Source organism: Limnobaculum eriocheiris (assembly GCF_021010575.1).
In the GTDB taxonomy this organism is placed as follows: domain Bacteria; phylum Pseudomonadota; class Gammaproteobacteria; order Enterobacterales; family Enterobacteriaceae; genus Limnobaculum; species Limnobaculum eriocheiris.
Genome location: NZ_JAJNAG010000012.1, coordinates 74,444 through 89,439 on the forward strand (window position 1 = coordinate 74,444; position 14,996 = coordinate 89,439).

Here is a 14,996-nt window from a genome sequence, read left to right on the forward strand (position 1 = left end):
TTGTAGATAGTGCCCAAAACAATAAATGCTCTGTGGGCAGAGTTTGTGTGTGGCTAAGCGGCGTGAACTAAGGCTTTGCCCATACTGCCCCAGATGCCCAAAGAACAGCGTACTGCTTTGAAGTTCCCTACTCATACCCCTGTATCGGTGAGTCGTTTGGATTAAGAGTTGATATGTCGAGTGTATCGACATATAAAAAACTTATGTCGAAAAAACAGTAAAAAATCGACATGACCTGTTCAGATCTTGGCTCACTTTACTTCGAGAGATTGGCAGTTTATTGCTTTACAACTTGACGATAAAAGTGAAACTATAATTTCACTAAATTAAGAGTTAAGAAAATATAGTTTCACTATGAATACTGTCGAGCCAAAATCAAAACGCACTGCGGTCATATTCCCTAGACAAAGGAAGATGTTAAGCATCTTAGGAGAAAACTTAACATTGGCGATGAAGAGACGCGGCATTACTCAAGAAATGATGCATAGTAGGACAGGGATTTCTAAGCCAACACTGCGTAAAATATCAAAAGGTGATCCTTCCGTTTCACTTGGTCACTACGTTAAGGTTTTGGCAGTCCTCGGCTTGTTAGACGACCTAACCAAGGTCGCCCGTGATGACGAGCTGGGAAGAAAGCTGCAAGACATCCAATTGCTAAATAAAAAATAAGTGCAGCAGTAGCCCATATCCACATGACTAAAACTTGGCCAGCAAGGTCAGCTTCAGAGAAGAAAGATAGCTATTAAAGGGCTGTTTTATACTCAATAAGAACCAAATTACACTTTTATGCGCATAAAAATGTAAAATTCCGCACTTTTATGCGCGTAAAAGTGTGCAATACAAGTTGAGTACTCCTCTATGCGTTTTACCGAACGGGGGAATGCAGAGGTTGGAGGTCTACACAAAGTGACTTTATGGGTAACAATCTGTAGACCTTGTATTTATTGTGAATTGAAAAGTTTGTTTTACTTTCATTGAAAAAGCGCTGCATTTTCCTGTTTGCGCTGATCCAGTGTTTTAGTAATCGCAGATGCTGTCGTTTTACTGATCCCTTGCTGCTGTGCCAGATACGTAAATTGGCTGATGGCTTCTGCGACTTCTTCAATGACTTGCCTTGCCTCATGCCAACTCCCATAGCCAGCACTGGTAGCAAGTTTTTGCATCACCTTAAGCTGTGGCGCTTTACCATAACCTCCGAACGCAGTGGCGTGTTCGTTGAATGGATGTGGGCTGTAGGTAACATCGTAAAAAGGGGCAGGATCCCATTGACCGTCATCCGCTTGCAAAAACGCCCAGTTTTTACTGTGGTCGTCTTGATTAGACGACAGCAGGTTAAAAATGGCACGGCGAAATTGCAGTTGTCCAGCAGCTGGCGATTTACACAACTGACGGCTGGCTTTAATCAAATCAATGTAATCTAAACTTGGCGTTCGAAAGTCTGCATCCAGTAGCCCGCAAGCGCTGTGCATATGCAATCGACCTGCACTGCGCTTTCTGCCTAAGTCGGCCTGTTCAGTGACATAATCAAAACGCTTAAGCGCCAACCAAGCAGACGCACCGCTTGTAGGTGGTGCTTCAATGAGTTGCCATAGCGGTGGTTGACACTTAGCAAGTTCTGCCATTTGTAAATAAACCGCCTCGCACAAACCTTCTTCATGGCCGAGCGCGAGATTTTTAGAAGTAAATTTAATCAGCCACGCTTCATCACCAGGCTTAGCAAAGGTTCGACAATGCCGAGCTTCCCCTGCAGGCATATAAATCTGTGCCTTAGGCCTTGCCCCACCCGAACTACCTCCGGCGACCAATGCGGCCAACACCTGTTGCGTATGCCCATCTAACTCATCGTGGTTGTCGTCTATATAATCTGACATCGAAGCATCGAACAGCATTTGTGCTTCTAAACCTAACGTCGCTAAATCAATATCCGCGTACGTGGTGGCTGAAAACTCAGACACCGGAGAAAAAGACAATGCTCCCATGCCTTTATCACCGACAAAGGCCAGTCTATCCATCGCCGTTAATTGATTAGGCAGGATGCCCTGTTGCCGGAAAATACGATCTTGTAACAGCATGCCCCAGCCATCGGGCAAACAATCTCCAAATACGCCATGTACACCTTGGTGTGGCTGCTTAGGAGCGACTTGAACTTGCGCGTTCGACTGCAAGGTAAAAGGTGATAAATTGCCAAACTGCTGCAAATAGCTGTCTGCATACTGAAAAAAAACGCCTTGCCGATTCTGCGCCAAGACTCCAACAGATATCTGCTCACCTGAGCTTAACGTACGAGTTACGGCGAGTTTTTGAATGGGTTTAAAACTCATCTTTTAACACCTCATCAATGCTAGTGGGCATAGTGGTGCGCTCTTTGTTAGGTTGCGTGAGCTGATAAAGCCTATCTAGCGAATCAAGGGTCTGCCATAGCAACAGCAATTGGCGAAATGAAATTTGCCCAGTTAGCTCAAATTTCTTAATGGTGGCCGCAGGTACACAGCTTCGCTCAGCAAGCGCCGCTCGTGACAGCTTTGCCTGCTTTCGTAACTCACGTAAATAAGCCGCATAGGCTTGGCTTACATCGGTATCATCAAGTAAGGTAAATTTCATCCGCAAAGGCCAAAGGGATACAATTATATCCATTATAGCTAAAAAAACAAAAAGCGGACATTATTATATCCATTACTGGATGAGGTGTTGAAAAAATCACTCGATAAAGCCCTTCAAAACTGCTATGTTTTAGCTCTAACAGCAGCATAAAAACGACACTGTTTTTCCATTGCTAACCACTAAGATTTAGTAAAAGCCATAGGCAAGTGGTGGGCAGTTTGGTGGGCAAACAGGCATTTTTGAACAGTTTCTTTTCGGTAAATCATTGAGTTTGTTAGGATCTAGTCCGCTGCTCAATGAGCAGATTCAGAATATTGAGTAGATTATCAATTAGATTCAATAAGTCTCACGATGCCTCGCCAATATCTATAAGCCAGTGTAAATGCTGGCTTTTTCAAATCTATAAAGTCTTGTACTGGTTCGCCAAAAATGCGTGGTACTAAAACGGGTGTATTTACACCTGTATTCAAGGTTAAGTTGAATGAAATGCACAATATATGTACAATTTAAATGTACACTTAAGGAGACACATCATGCGTACATACACCTCAACTCAAGCTCGCGCTAATATTTCAGAAGTGTTGGATGCTGCTACCCACGGCGAACCTGTTGAAATCACCCGTAGAGACGGCAGTTCAGCGGTAGTTATCAGCAAGGCCGAATTTGAGTCATATCAGAATGCTAAGTTGGATGCAGAGTTTGATGTCATTATGCAGCGTCATGGGCATACCGTAGAGGCGCTGACAAATCGATGATATGGGTTAGTGCGCAGGAAGTTATCGCTTTCCATGACCGCATATTGCAGCGACTTCCCGGTGTTGCAGGTATGCCCGATCCCGGCAGAGCTGAAGCGCTCATCTATCGGGTGCAAAACCGTACACATTATGAAGGCGTTACGGATGTATTTGAACTGGCCGCCACCTATTGGGTAGCCATCGCTCGAGGGCATATCTTTAATGACGGCAATAAGCGCACCGCGTTTTTTGTTACTATGACCTTTCTCTACCGCAACGATATCAAGATCCGTGATAACGACGATACGCTGGAAAATTTAACGGTAGAGGCAGCCACAGGAGATAAGAGCGTTAACCAGTTAGCGCAACATTTACGGGAGCTGGTAGACAATTTTAGTCCAACCCGCTAATCACCCTAGAACTCCGTGTACTTACCCCAAAGATAAATTAATAAAAAGCCAATAAAATCAATAACCCATTACTCAATATTCAGATTCAGCGGTTATCAAGACCGCTTTCACCCGGCAAACAGACTAATAATCAACAGGATAATCCCGACAACATACACGATTTTCACTACTGGGGCAGCGGTACCCCATCAGGGTACCCAAACCGGATGCGGCGGCAATCAGGGTTTGATCACCAGATCGTTTTTAACACTGGTAACACCTTCTACTTTACCAACCAGTTGCACGACTTGTTCAGCCTGCGCTTTACTGGCAACACTACCGGTCAGATAAACCATACTATTAATGGTTTCTACGGATATATCAGTGCTTTTAATATCTTTGGCATCCAGCAATGTTGCTTTTACTTTTGCAGTGATGGCACTGTCATCCATATAGAGATCGGCCTTTTTAGCAGAATGCTCAATTTTATCACCGGCATCGCTGGCCGCTGACTTAGCTTTATCTACCACGCTTTCTTCAGCCAATACGCTACCGCTTAATAATACTGTACCTAAAACGGCTGCCGTTATGACTTTCACTAATTGAGTATTCTTCATTACGCTTTCCTTCCTGTTGACAAAATATCTGACCCTATAGCTAACACTATATTAGTAAGTATAGACCATTAGCGAAAAATACAATTATTTAACAAAAAATAAGATTAACCCGCTAATAATAATTAAGTTAGCCATATAAATAGATCAATCAAAGGGAAAAAGAGCATATATTTGAATGATGCTCGTTATGACCATATCCATTCATAGCGCAGTTCTAACAGACAAGTAGACAAAATATATCGGGAAGGGCGTTGCTGTACATGTCTGCCAGCATCCGGTGATGCTGGCAGTTCAAAAGACATCGCTATGATGAGGTTGCCGGTGTGCTATCTGCCAGTTCTTTTTGGTGTTTTTGGTTTATTGATGGCGGGAGAATCAATCACTTTCACCGGTATAAAATATTCTTTGCCGAATATTTTACCCTCACCAAGCCATACAACACCTTTAGATTTAAATTTAATACTCTGAGCTGTTATCTCAAGCTCCCTACTCTCACTGTCAAAAATTGATGTTGCCGATGATGTAATGGTAACCGGCGTATATGTCGCTTTATCATTAGCATATAGCTTTTGAACCAGCTTTAAATACTCAGGAGCATAGTTATATACCGTACTTGCAACACTTTGTTGGTAGTCTGAAAAACTCAACTCATTATTATTCGGTAAGTTAGCAGCAATCACTGCATATAAGTTAGCGGTGGCCTGAGCCAGAGACATTCTGACCTTCATTTCTTTAGCAAAACGTTGTGGGTTTAACGTTAACTCAACCTTACCAGACTCCGTTTTAACCTTATCAAACAGAGCCGAGTTATCGCTTGTACTAAACAAAGAGGTCGCCACATAGGCAGCACAGGTAGAGGCCTGATCGGCGATATCACCATTAATCAACAGAGATGACATGCTTCCTTTTGCCGGAATACTCTGCACTTCGATATGATTTTGTTGAAGAACAGCGTTCACTTCCTGCTGGTTTTTATCACCACGAGCCAAATCACAAATTAACTGTAATACAAAGTCATTACGCTTTCCGCTACCCGGTGTGCTCATCCCAACCAGTGTATCACTAATTAAGTTATAAGCCGGAACATCAATATATTTAACGCGCAAATCAGCAACAGAACAAAATGCCTGTTGACTGATAAGAAGTAGGAGGCCGCCAACAGCGGCCTTCTGTAGGTTAAACTTTATCTTAACCATCACACTCACTTAGATTGGGAATTAATAACATCCACCGACATCCGACGATTCGGAGCCAGGCACTCTATCACAGCGGCAGATTGATTGCCCGGACAAAAAACCCGCGGTTCGCTATCGCCTTTACCACGAACTTCAATAATCGAAGCTGAAATACCATTTTTAACCATTTGACGTTTAACAGACTCAGCACGAGCAAGTGAAAGGTGCTGGTTATAAGCCTTACCGCCAAAACGATCGGTATGCCCTGTAACAATGATATGCTTACTTTCTAAACCTATACCTTTCAGCCCGGAAGAAAACGTTTCAATTTGCTCAATCCCCTTTGCTGACAGGGTAGCTTGATCAAAAGCAAACAGGCTTTCCACACTCAAATCATGATGAGCAACAAGAGGTGTTCCCGACAACCGATCCAGACAATTTTCCGGCAAAAAGTAAAAACTTTGAGCCTTCATATCAGAATCAAACAGTACCTTATACTGGCAGGTCAGAATGGTTTTATCCGCCTTAGTAAAATGGAAAATATAGTCCCACTCTTTTACTCTCAGAACGCCTTCATCAAAATGTGGCACGCCAATTAATTCATATAACTGTACCTTTGTCATACCCGGTCTAACTTGTTTAAGGTTATCCAGATTAACAAAACTTCCCTCTTCACGAACCGCGTTAGAAACATCAGGAAATACAGGTGTGCTGGTTTTTCCTTGTGAATCCACATCACTAATTGAGCGGGTACAAGCAGAGAGCAGTAAAAAGCTGCCTAACACCATTGCCAGGCGAGCCGGTTTGGAATGAACAATCATCATCTTTCTCACTATAAAAATCGGTTATTAAGCCCCCGGCTCATGCCGAGGACAGATTTCAATACAAATCAAGGTGTAATAAATAAATTACCACTGATAGCCAACACCTACCGTGCCACCTAAATCACCCTGTGAGTTAGTGCTACCGGAAAGTTTGGTAACCCATTTACCGTTATCGGAAATCATAGAAACGCCTAACGCTACTGCCGACTGGTTCTGATAAGTTGAACCCGCAATGCCAACCATGCTGGCACCTGGCTGATAGGCTTGTGGTAAACCTGACATCGCCATTGCTCCGGCAATACCCGCGCTCAGTTTGTCACCCTGATCTTCCACCATATTTTTCAGTGAATTAAACTTGTTGTCCGTATACTGGTTTGCCGAACTGATACCACTTTTCAGTTGGTTAACGTTAACGGCATCAGTACCCTGAGTACCTGCTGCAAGATTAGTAATCTGACGCTCTGCACCAGCGAAACCGACAGATACCGAATTGTCACGGTCTGCGATAGAGTTAGCACCCAGCGCTACAGAATTGTTACCCGTTGCTCTGGCATGAGTTCCCATAGCCAGGCTATTATCTCCACTGGCTACAGCCCCAGCGCCCCCTGCTGCCGCATCCTTACCGGTCACCGATGGTTTAGGTAATTTGCTGGTATTATTCACCTGGAACATACCATCAGTGCCATTAGAAATATTGGTAACCTGCTCAGACATTGCTTTTAGCTGTGAATAGTTAACGGCATCGCTATCCTGAGTTCCCGCCGCCAGATTAGTAATGATAGTTGGACCACCGCCGAGTACAACTTTATTATAGTTAGTTGTTCCATCCCCGTTTTTCTCATATTTCACCGCAGCATCGCCAAGATCGCTAATACCCGTTTGAATATTGTTGATGGCGACTACCGTTGCGTACAGTTGAGAACCGTTAACCGCATCAGTACTGGTTGATGACAGCTCCCCGGCAGCAACGTTAGTAATAGTGCGTTCGTCACCAACATCACCAACACTTACCGTACCAACTGGGCTGGTACCTGCAAAAGCATACTCGTTACCCTGAATAACAACGCTGCTGGTTCCCGTTGCAGTTTTGGTTTTCGCCCCATCACCCAACGCCACACTACGGTCAGTGTCAGCTTCCGCACCTTTACCGATAGCAATGGCGCTTAATGCACTGGCTGAAGAATCCTGACCAATAGCAACGCTGGCTGCGCCGGATGATGTCGCGTTATAACCTACCGCAGTACTTGCCTGCCCTTTAGCATACGCATCTGACTCTGGTAAACCGGTGGCATTAGTACGCACATAACGCACGCCACTACCGTTATTGGTGGTGTATCGCCGTCGACTGGCCCGCAGCATCTGTTGTTGTTTGTGACCCGCTACCAATTGCGGTATTGGTGGTAATCGCATTATCATTTGCTGCCGTAGCACTACCATTGCGCACTGAACCCGCGTCAACCGTCCATGCCTCCGCAGGCGCTGATAACATAGCAGCCGTTAAAACACCAATAGCTAAACCACTTCGACCAATGGTAGAAGTTACCGCGCGAGTTTTTCCCTTCCCTTGAGCAGAAGATAATTCACCAACTACAACCCAGGCACGTTGAGCAGAACTCCATATTAAACGATAAATCTTGTTCATAAATATCCTTTCCCAGCTCCATGCCGGGGTAAAAAGTTAGTGTTTCACAGCTTTAAGGGAAGTGATGGTTTGAAAAATTAGTGGGGTTTCTAAAGACGTATTATTAAGTTCATTTTGTTGATGTTCGTACCATTGCAATGCCGCTTTATCATCATGTTCAACAAACTGCAGATACCCCCCAATGAAGAAGGTAGCAACAGTTCTTGCATCACGGCATTGAAGTTCATCAGTGCAGGACATTGCCTTTATCGCTATAAGTACCGTATTTATGTCACCATCGCCAGAATAGAGGCGAACCAGAGCCTGTTGGCTTGGAGAACTTACCTTCATACCGGATGCCATGTGAGTCAGTTTTTCTTTCAGTGCAACAATATCACCGGTATGTATACGAGCGGTCAGCCAAAGCTGCCATAAATGGGCATAATCGCTTACGCGTACATCATGACTCAGTGCGAGTGCATCAAATTCTTTCAGGGAAGCCTGATATTGTGTGAGTGCAGCCAAATTAATCGCTGACGGCACCGCTATTTGTTCATCCAAATCGGTACTTTTTAATGCGTCATATAATTTACGCGCTTCAAGGTGATGCCCGGCTAAATCATCGGTTACTGCCTGCTGAAACAGTAACTCACGGTCAACCAGACTCTTTTGTACAAGAGATGAAGGTGTTGTGTCAGATTGTTCAACAGCGGCAAATGCTGTACCAGTCGCCATGATCAACAATCCCATGACCAGTGTTTTTAACAATATCCGTAAAAACGTAAGGGGATTAACTAATAAAATATTTTTTTTCATGTTGCAAACACTCGGTTTAAATAGGGAAAGTGTAATTAATCTCATCATTTAGCTATAAGCGCCTTGTCATATTTTTTACAAATAGAAAGAGTTTGAAATATAATTCAAGCCAATTACATTCATTCAAATTCATCATTAAAAAATATGCTGTTTTTTATTAACCATTTATTATCGTGTAAGAAATTTAGTTAAATACTATAAAAAAAATAAGTTCAAATATATTTGAATATTAATTTAAAATATTTCACTGACTCTATAATAAAGAGGCGTTATTTCTTTAAAACCTATAGTATACCCACTACCTTTTATCGTTTTAATAAACTCATCAGGTAAGCCCAGCGTTTGTAGCTTTTTGTTAAGCCCAGTCAAAACCTGCCATAGCCGCTGAGGAGATGGGCTTAATTTATTATCTTCCCAAATTTTCTTCAGTAGTTCTTCTTTTGTAATTCGGTTATCACGACCATATTTCAGCATATAAAGAAATAGCTGCAACATTGTGTCGCTGAAAAATAAAGTACCAAATATTAAGTGTTTCTCTGTTCCATTTGAAGAAAACCGATAAAGTTGTCCACTTTCTATTTCAAAATGAATATCTTTACCGATTAAAAAACCATAAAGTTGATAATCCATATCTCCTCTATCCATCCAGATCGTCCATATCTCTGATTATATTTCTGAAAATATCTCTTCAACAAAACACATTCTTTGTGTGTGGCGATTATATAAGGCTTTTACGCTAATTCAATATCACCACTGACATTTAGATAGAGAGATAATTTAACAAAAAATAGTATAAACAATCATTAAAAATCAGATGCTCGATATAAAACTCCAATCAAGCGCGTAAGTTATAATTTTTCACTAACATTCGTTTATGTTAGAAAACTCAAATTAATATACTTTTATACTTATCATAATAAGTAGATTAAACCACACATAGAATTAACCCTTTGTTTTATATAGCACTAATAATTTTAAGCTATATGAAAATGTTACCATTAACACACAAAATAAATTTACTTAATAAATTTCAATTAATTAACTCTATTAATCAATCGAAATTTAGATTTTCTCTATCAAAGGACCAACACAATGAATCGGTGAAATAGACCATAACCCTTTTTATTCAGAAAAGGGACTGATCTTATCTGATTTATTTTCATTTACATTTATCTTCATGTTTTTTATTAGTTTTATTAAAGAAAAAAATAGGGGGATAACGTTGTTTGATAGTATTTAATTGATTTATAAAGACAAAAAATCTTATTAAGATTTCTATCCCCCCCATTGTTAAATATTTGCGTCTAAAACCATCGTCTATACTTACAAAAAGCCATAAGGTAATTTACTGAAAATGAATAAAATCTATGTTATTAACGAGGTGGTTTGCTTTGATCCTGAAAAGCATACGTTGTCGATTTACGATCAGCCCGGGTTTGAGATAAATCTCCATATTCCCGCCAGCCAGTGCCTGCATCAATTGCTTTTACATAACGGACAAACGCTTAGCCAGCAATTTCTATTTGAGCAAGTTTGGGGAAAAAACGGTATTTATGTTTCGTCAAACACGCTTTACCAAAATATAGGGTTGATAAGAAAAGCCATAAAATCTATAGGATTGGCGGAGGAAGTGATTAAAACCCTGCCTAAAGCCGGTTTTAAGTGCATCGCTGACGTAAAAGAAATTCAGAAAAGTCTGCCTCCACTAACTCCTCTGCCGGACCACAAAACTGAAGTCACTTTATCCAGCAGTCAGGCAGAATTCATAAAAAAAGAAACAACACCAATAGCAAACGAGCTTCAAGAACAGCACAACTCATTAAAATGGGTTTATCTAATCGCTGTAACCATTTTCTTTTTTTCATCGGGGTGGGTATACATGACGTATTATCACAATAAAAATATATTTCAGGAATACTACTCTGCCGGAAATGTAAATGGATGCAATCTATTTTCCTCGTATTACGACTCACAGAAAAGCGCTGTCATATTTACCGCTCTGATGAAGCAAAAATCGATCAACTGTCCTCCTGGTAGCACGGCTTATATGAATATTAACCGTGTTTTTAAACAGTCATCCATTATCGTATGTGATAAGTCTATTGATTCCGCTAATGTCCGCTGTGAGTCCCATATATATATCGAGACAAATGATGAACAATAAAAAAGCCGCGATAAAGATTGCTCTGATATTTGCGCTTGCCGGTAGCCCTTTATTTTGGGCTGGTTATCTATCCTGGAAGAATAACCATTTCACCTGCGAAAGTGAGATTACTATAATCAATGACAAAGGTAGTTATGACACAATCATGCTTTTTACTTTTAATGACGGAGAAGGGCGGTATTCAAGCATCGGCGATTTACAGGAAAATGGCCAACCGGCAAAGAGAATTAGTCATGAAATGCGCTTCAGGTATGTGTTGGATAAGAAAGATATCATGATGATTTCAGAGCAGACCGATACAAACCCCGGTCGTTTAGGCAAATTAGACTATCTGGTTCCCGATTTCTTTCGTATTCAGGGGCGAGGAATAGGCATGCATCTGCTCTATCAAAGCTTCTCCAGCTACATGTTCACACTGGACGATATGCCATTGTTTTATTGTTCACAAACTTAACGAAAACACAGCGTTAATTCCCAAATAGTGCCCCCTAATTTAGCACGATAAAAAACCATTAAAAATGGGGTGGAAATTACTTTCCACCCCATTTTGTGCTTCAATATAAATTTGATATTACTTCGGCGTAGTGACACCCACAATCCGAATGCTATAGACAATAGTAGAACCTGGAGGAATTAGTGGCGCTAATCCCCGATCGCCATAGGCTAATTCAGGGGGTACTACTAATGTCATGCTGCCATGATCACGCAGGCGGGCCAGCGCAGCTTTAAATACCGGAGGATATTTAGCCAGCGGCTGAGTCACATAGCGACGCTGAAGATCCATATCTTCAATAACCGTACCGTCAACCAGACTCTCTTTTACGGCAATCATGATGTTAGCGTTATCAGGAATCTTATTATCTCCACCGTATTCAATACGGTAATGGAAACCGGTTGGATCCTTATTCACCTGAGGTTTTGCGGCAAACTCTTTCTGATACTGTTTACCGGATTTTTCCGCCTCTTGCTTTTTCGCCAGCATGTTACGACGAATAGTATCACTGACTTTATTCAGGCTATCCATCAGAACACTACGATCTACCTGTAGTTGCTGCTTCACGGTGTCTACCAGCCCCAGCAACGCCCAGTTAGTGTTAACGTTCAGCCCTAACTCCGCGTTTTCTGTCAATGAATCCTGAACCTTATCACCCAGTTGCATCCCCAGGGCATAAGCAATTATTTCATCATCCTTCTTAGGAATCGTGGTTTTATCACCCGTAGCCTTAGGTTCAGTCGCCTCAGATACGACGGCTGTTTGCTTGTCCTGTAGCGCTTTCAATTGTGCCTGCGCTGCCTTTAGTTCATTTTCTAAATCGGTAACCTGCTTAGTTGCAGTTGCGGCCCCGTCAGGTTTATTTCCTGTAGTGCTGGCCAACAGTTGTTGAGCCGTAAGCTGTTTACTAAATATCGCCAGCAGTTCCTGTCCTGCTATTTGCTGTTTAACCAACGTATCCGCACGATTCTTCTGCTGCTCATGCTGCGATTTTTCTTCCGCCAGTTGGGCTTTTAATGCATCAAGCTCTTTCAGAGATTGAGTAGAAGCCAGTTGCTGTTTAGTTTGCTCACCGGTATCAACCGCTGGCTTAGTCTTCGCTTCCGCCAACTGTTTTTCCAGCATAGCGACTTTCTGCTGTTGTTCAGCAGCCACCCCTTGCTGTTTTACCAACTCATCTGCGTTATGCTGTAATTTCTCGCGCTGTGTCTTCTCTTCAGCCAGTTGCTTTTCTAAATCACCGATCTGCTTCAACTGCCCTGCCAACAGCACCTGCTGTTTCTTCTGATCTTCAGTTCCGTTGGTTTGTAGCGTTTCACGCTGCGCTTTCTCTTCGGCTAACTGTTTTTCCAAATCAGAAATTTGCTTCAGTTGTCCGGCCAACAGCACCTGTTGTTTCTTCTGATCTTCAGTTCCGCTGGTTTGTAGCGTTTCACGCTGCGCTTTCTCTTCGGCTAACCGTTTTTCTAAATCAGAAATTTGCTTCAGTTGTCCGGCCAACAGCACCTGTTGTTTCTTCTGATCTTCAGTTCCGGTGGCTTGTAACTTCTCATGTTGTGCTTTCACTTCTGTCAGTTGCTTTTCCAAATCGGTGATTTGTTTTAACTGCCCGGCAAACACGGCCTGCTGTTTCTTCTGCTCTTCAGTACTATTGCCCTGTAATAATTCTCTCTGAGTTTTTTCGCCCGCAAGTTGCTTTTCCAGTGCGGTGATTTGCGCCAGTTGAGCAACAGAGACGGTCTGCTGTTTCTTCTGCTCGTCAACGCTACTGTTTTGCAGCTTATCCCGCTGAGCCTTTTCTTCCGTCAGTTGCTTCTCCAACGCGGCGATTTGCTTCACCTGAGCCGCAGCGGCAACTTGCTGCTTTTTCAACTCTTCGGCGCTGCTGCCCTGGAGTTTGTCGTGCTGCGCTTTGGAGTCAGCCAGCTGTTTCTCCAGTGCGGCGATTTGCTTCACCTGAGCCGCGGCGGCAACTTGCTGCTTTTTCAGCTCTTCGGCGCTGCTGCCCTGGAGTTTTTCCTGCTGCGCTTTAGTGTCAGCCAGCTGTTTCTCCAGTGCGGCGATTTGCTTTACCTGAGCCGCGGCGGCAGTTTGCTGCTTTTTCAGTTCTTCGGCGCTGCTGCCCTGGAGTTTTTCCTGCTGTACTTTGGAATCAGCCAGCTGTTTCTCCAGTGCGGCGATTTGCTTTACCTGAGCCGCGGCGGCAGTTTGCTGCTTTTTCAGCTCTTCGGCGCTGCTGCCCTGGAGTTTTTCCTGCTGCGCTTTGGAGTCAGCCAGCTGTTTCTCCAGTGCGGCGATTTGCTTTACCTGAGCCGCGGCGGCAGTTTGCTGCTTTTTCAGCTCTTCGGCGCTGCTGCCCTGGAGTTTGTCGTGCTGCGCTTTAGTGTCAGCCAGCTGTTTCTCCAGTGCGGCGATTTGCTTTACCTGAGCCGCGGCGGCAGTTTGCTGCTTTTTCAGCTCTTCAGCACTGCTGCCCAGCAATTTTTCCTGATGTACTTTAGCGTCAGCCAGTTGCTTCTCCAGCGCGGCAATTTGCGCGATTTGCGCACCAGAAACAGATAACTGCTTTTTCTGCTCTTCTGTTTGATTACTTTGCAATTTTTCATGCCGGACTTTTAGTTCTGTCAGTTGTTTTGCCAGCGTATCTTTCTGCTGTTCATCACCCGTTAGCTGTTTGCTTAAAGTATCGATCTGGGCTTGTTTTTGTTCCCGCTGTTTCTTTTCTGCATCCAGGTTTTTTTGTAACGTTTGCAGGCGAGATTCTGCCTCTGATAATTGTGATTTCAGCGCGGTCAGCTGTTGATTAAGCTTATCATCTTGCTGAGTAGTGGCTTTTGTATCAGAGACCGACGCTTTAGCCCTGGCGAGTTGAAGCTCTGATTCAAGCACTGAGATTTTTCGTTCAAGCCCGGCAATCTGTTTAACAGATTCAGCCTGATGCTGTTTTAAGCGCTGTAACTCATTTTGGCTTTTAGAGGATACCTGGGAGGATGCCTCCGAAGATGTCGTTTTCTGCTCCGGATTTGACTTATTATTCAGTGGTTCTGCTTCAGAAGAAGGTGTGGAAGCCTGGCTACGGGAGGAATCACCGCGAACCCTTACGCCAATAATGCCTTCATCCAGCGAAGCTGCCTTAACAGGTAAAACCAAAGGTAAAATTAGAGCGAAAAATAATCTATACCGACTCTTATTATTGTATTTCATCTATTCCCTCAACATACCCATATCAGAGACACCAGCATATATAATCGCCGTATAATAAGTAAAAAATCGATTGATTAACAGGTGTATACCTTAAAATAAAGCATAAGAATCAACTCAATTATACGTCATAAAAATCGATATGTTTTTACCATTTGATTAATAGCAAATCACCATTATGGTTCACAACGCATAACTCTTCCATCTCAATAGGTTATAAAATTCGATTAACATTTCGGTCGTGACGCATATTTAGTGTTGTGGTATTCTTCGCCCTTTGGATGATTGATGGCAAAGATTGATGTAGTTTGTCCCCGCTGTTCTGAAACGAGTGATGTGATCCGAAACGGTCATTCCACCT

16 protein-coding genes and 1 pseudogene are annotated in these 14,996 nt (G+C 42.8%); 6 read left to right on the top strand and 11 right to left on the bottom strand.

The window, feature by feature from the left end:
* The first annotated feature begins 414 nt into the window (after positions 1-414).
* Entirely contained in the window at positions 415-669 is a 255-nt protein-coding gene (locus LPW36_RS07695) for a helix-turn-helix domain-containing protein (protein ID WP_246283285.1), read from the top strand.
* 302 nt (positions 670-971) lie between these two features.
* Here the strand turns inward: LPW36_RS07695 and LPW36_RS07700 are convergent, their stop codons facing one another.
* Both LPW36_RS07700 and LPW36_RS07705 read right to left on the bottom strand, forming a co-directional pair.
* Positions 972-2,321, bottom strand: coding sequence for a type II toxin-antitoxin system HipA family toxin (locus LPW36_RS07700; protein ID WP_230608905.1), 1,350 nt, complete (start codon positions 2,319-2,321; stop codon positions 972-974).
* Positions 2,311-2,601, bottom strand: a complete 291-nt coding sequence (locus tag LPW36_RS07705; protein WP_230608906.1) for a helix-turn-helix domain-containing protein — start codon at positions 2,599-2,601, stop codon at positions 2,311-2,313. The genes LPW36_RS07700 and LPW36_RS07705 overlap by 11 nt, the downstream gene beginning before the upstream one ends.
* Positions 2,602-3,134: 533 nt before the next feature.
* On the opposite strand from LPW36_RS07705, the gene LPW36_RS07710 reads away from it, so the two are divergent.
* Positions 3,135-3,356 carry a type II toxin-antitoxin system Phd/YefM family antitoxin gene (locus tag LPW36_RS07710; RefSeq protein WP_047782254.1) on the top strand — a complete coding sequence of 74 codons (222 nt, stop codon included), beginning with the start codon at positions 3,135-3,137 and terminating at the stop codon, positions 3,354-3,356.
* Entirely contained in the window at positions 3,353-3,745 is a 393-nt protein-coding gene (locus tag LPW36_RS07715; RefSeq protein ID WP_230608907.1) for a type II toxin-antitoxin system death-on-curing family toxin, read from the top strand. Before LPW36_RS07710 ends, LPW36_RS07715 begins: the two co-directional genes overlap by 4 nt.
* 107 nt (positions 3,746-3,852) lie before the next feature.
* Here LPW36_RS07715 and LPW36_RS07720 read toward each other — a convergent pair.
* The 8 genes and pseudogenes from LPW36_RS07720 to LPW36_RS07755 all read right to left on the bottom strand — a co-directional run bounded on the left by LPW36_RS07720 (position 3,853) and on the right by LPW36_RS07755 (position 9,422).
* A pseudogene (locus LPW36_RS07720) lies at positions 3,853-3,967 on the bottom strand (hypothetical protein).
* On the bottom strand, positions 3,964-4,341 hold the full coding sequence (locus tag LPW36_RS07725; protein ID WP_230608908.1) for a BON domain-containing protein: 378 nt from the start codon (positions 4,339-4,341) through the stop codon (positions 3,964-3,966). Before LPW36_RS07725 ends, LPW36_RS07720 begins: the two are co-directional and overlap by 4 nt.
* Before the next feature lie 326 nt (positions 4,342-4,667).
* Positions 4,668-5,537: a hypothetical protein gene (locus tag LPW36_RS07730; protein ID WP_230608909.1), complete on the bottom strand. Its 870-nt coding sequence runs from the start codon at positions 5,535-5,537 to the stop codon at positions 4,668-4,670.
* 5 nt (positions 5,538-5,542) lie between these two features.
* A complete protein-coding gene (locus LPW36_RS07735; RefSeq protein ID WP_230608910.1) occupies positions 5,543-6,340 on the bottom strand; it encodes an OmpA family protein in 798 nt (265 codons plus the stop codon).
* Positions 6,341-6,424: 84 nt separating this feature from the next.
* The gene (locus LPW36_RS07740; protein ID WP_230608911.1) at positions 6,425-7,750 is read right to left on the bottom strand and encodes a YadA family autotransporter adhesin; all 1,326 of its coding nucleotides are present in this window, start codon (positions 7,748-7,750) and stop codon (positions 6,425-6,427) included.
* The gene (locus LPW36_RS07745) at positions 7,662-7,982 is read right to left on the bottom strand and encodes an ESPR domain-containing protein (RefSeq protein ID WP_230608912.1); all 321 of its coding nucleotides are present in this window, start codon (positions 7,980-7,982) and stop codon (positions 7,662-7,664) included. Before LPW36_RS07745 ends, LPW36_RS07740 begins: the two co-directional genes overlap by 89 nt.
* Before the next feature lie 36 nt (positions 7,983-8,018).
* Entirely contained in the window at positions 8,019-8,696 is a 678-nt protein-coding gene (locus LPW36_RS07750; RefSeq protein ID WP_230608913.1) for a hypothetical protein, read from the bottom strand.
* Between the two features lie 315 nt (positions 8,697-9,011).
* Complete coding sequence (locus LPW36_RS07755; protein WP_230608914.1) at positions 9,012-9,422, bottom strand: winged helix-turn-helix domain-containing protein; 411 nt, start codon at positions 9,420-9,422, stop codon at positions 9,012-9,014.
* Between the two features lie 709 nt (positions 9,423-10,131).
* Here LPW36_RS07755 and LPW36_RS07760 point away from each other — a divergent pair.
* On the top strand, positions 10,132-10,941 hold the full coding sequence (locus tag LPW36_RS07760) for a winged helix-turn-helix domain-containing protein (protein ID WP_230608915.1): 810 nt from the start codon (positions 10,132-10,134) through the stop codon (positions 10,939-10,941).
* Positions 10,928-11,395 carry a hypothetical protein gene (locus LPW36_RS07765; RefSeq protein WP_230608916.1) on the top strand — a complete coding sequence of 156 codons (468 nt, stop codon included), beginning with the start codon at positions 10,928-10,930 and terminating at the stop codon, positions 11,393-11,395. Before LPW36_RS07760 ends, LPW36_RS07765 begins: the two co-directional genes overlap by 14 nt.
* A 117-nt stretch (positions 11,396-11,512) precedes the next feature.
* Here the strand turns inward: LPW36_RS07765 and LPW36_RS07770 are convergent, their stop codons facing one another.
* Positions 11,513-14,638 (bottom strand): FKBP-type peptidyl-prolyl cis-trans isomerase N-terminal domain-containing protein, encoded by a 3,126-nt coding sequence (locus LPW36_RS07770; protein ID WP_230608917.1) that lies wholly within the window; start codon positions 14,636-14,638, stop codon positions 11,513-11,515.
* Positions 14,639-14,923: 285 nt separating this feature from the next.
* On the opposite strand from LPW36_RS07770, the gene LPW36_RS07775 reads away from it, so the two are divergent.
* A partial coding sequence (locus LPW36_RS07775) for an IS1 family transposase (RefSeq protein WP_338085959.1) occupies positions 14,924-14,996 on the top strand: 73 nt, incomplete at its 3' end.

Coding starts and splice junctions, on each gene's coding strand:
- LPW36_RS07765 (WP_230608916.1), top strand. CDS start 10,928: ATGATGAACAATAAAAAAGCCGCGATAAAGATTGCTCTGATATTTGCG.
- LPW36_RS07730 (WP_230608909.1), bottom strand. CDS start 5,537: ATGGTTAAGATAAAGTTTAACCTACAGAAGGCCGCTGTTGGCGGCCTC.
- LPW36_RS07755 (WP_230608914.1), bottom strand. CDS start 9,422: ATGGATAGAGGAGATATGGATTATCAACTTTATGGTTTTTTAATCGGT.
- LPW36_RS07750 (WP_230608913.1), bottom strand. CDS start 8,696: ATGGCGACTGGTACAGCATTTGCCGCTGTTGAACAATCTGACACAACA.
- LPW36_RS07695 (WP_246283285.1), top strand. CDS start 415: ATGTTAAGCATCTTAGGAGAAAACTTAACATTGGCGATGAAGAGACGC.
- LPW36_RS07705 (WP_230608906.1), bottom strand. CDS start 2,601: ATGAAATTTACCTTACTTGATGATACCGATGTAAGCCAAGCCTATGCG.
- LPW36_RS07700 (WP_230608905.1), bottom strand. CDS start 2,321: ATGAGTTTTAAACCCATTCAAAAACTCGCCGTAACTCGTACGTTAAGC.
- LPW36_RS07715 (WP_230608907.1), top strand. CDS start 3,353: ATGATATGGGTTAGTGCGCAGGAAGTTATCGCTTTCCATGACCGCATA.
- LPW36_RS07740 (WP_230608911.1), bottom strand. CDS start 7,750: ATGCGATTACCACCAATACCGCAATTGGTAGCGGGTCACAAACAACAA.
- LPW36_RS07735 (WP_230608910.1), bottom strand. CDS start 6,340: ATGATGATTGTTCATTCCAAACCGGCTCGCCTGGCAATGGTGTTAGGC.
- LPW36_RS07770 (WP_230608917.1), bottom strand. CDS start 14,638: ATGAAATACAATAATAAGAGTCGGTATAGATTATTTTTCGCTCTAATT.
- LPW36_RS07710 (WP_047782254.1), top strand. CDS start 3,135: ATGCGTACATACACCTCAACTCAAGCTCGCGCTAATATTTCAGAAGTG.
- LPW36_RS07760 (WP_230608915.1), top strand. CDS start 10,132: ATGAATAAAATCTATGTTATTAACGAGGTGGTTTGCTTTGATCCTGAA.
- LPW36_RS07725 (WP_230608908.1), bottom strand. CDS start 4,341: ATGAAGAATACTCAATTAGTGAAAGTCATAACGGCAGCCGTTTTAGGT.
- LPW36_RS07745 (WP_230608912.1), bottom strand. CDS start 7,982: ATGAACAAGATTTATCGTTTAATATGGAGTTCTGCTCAACGTGCCTGG.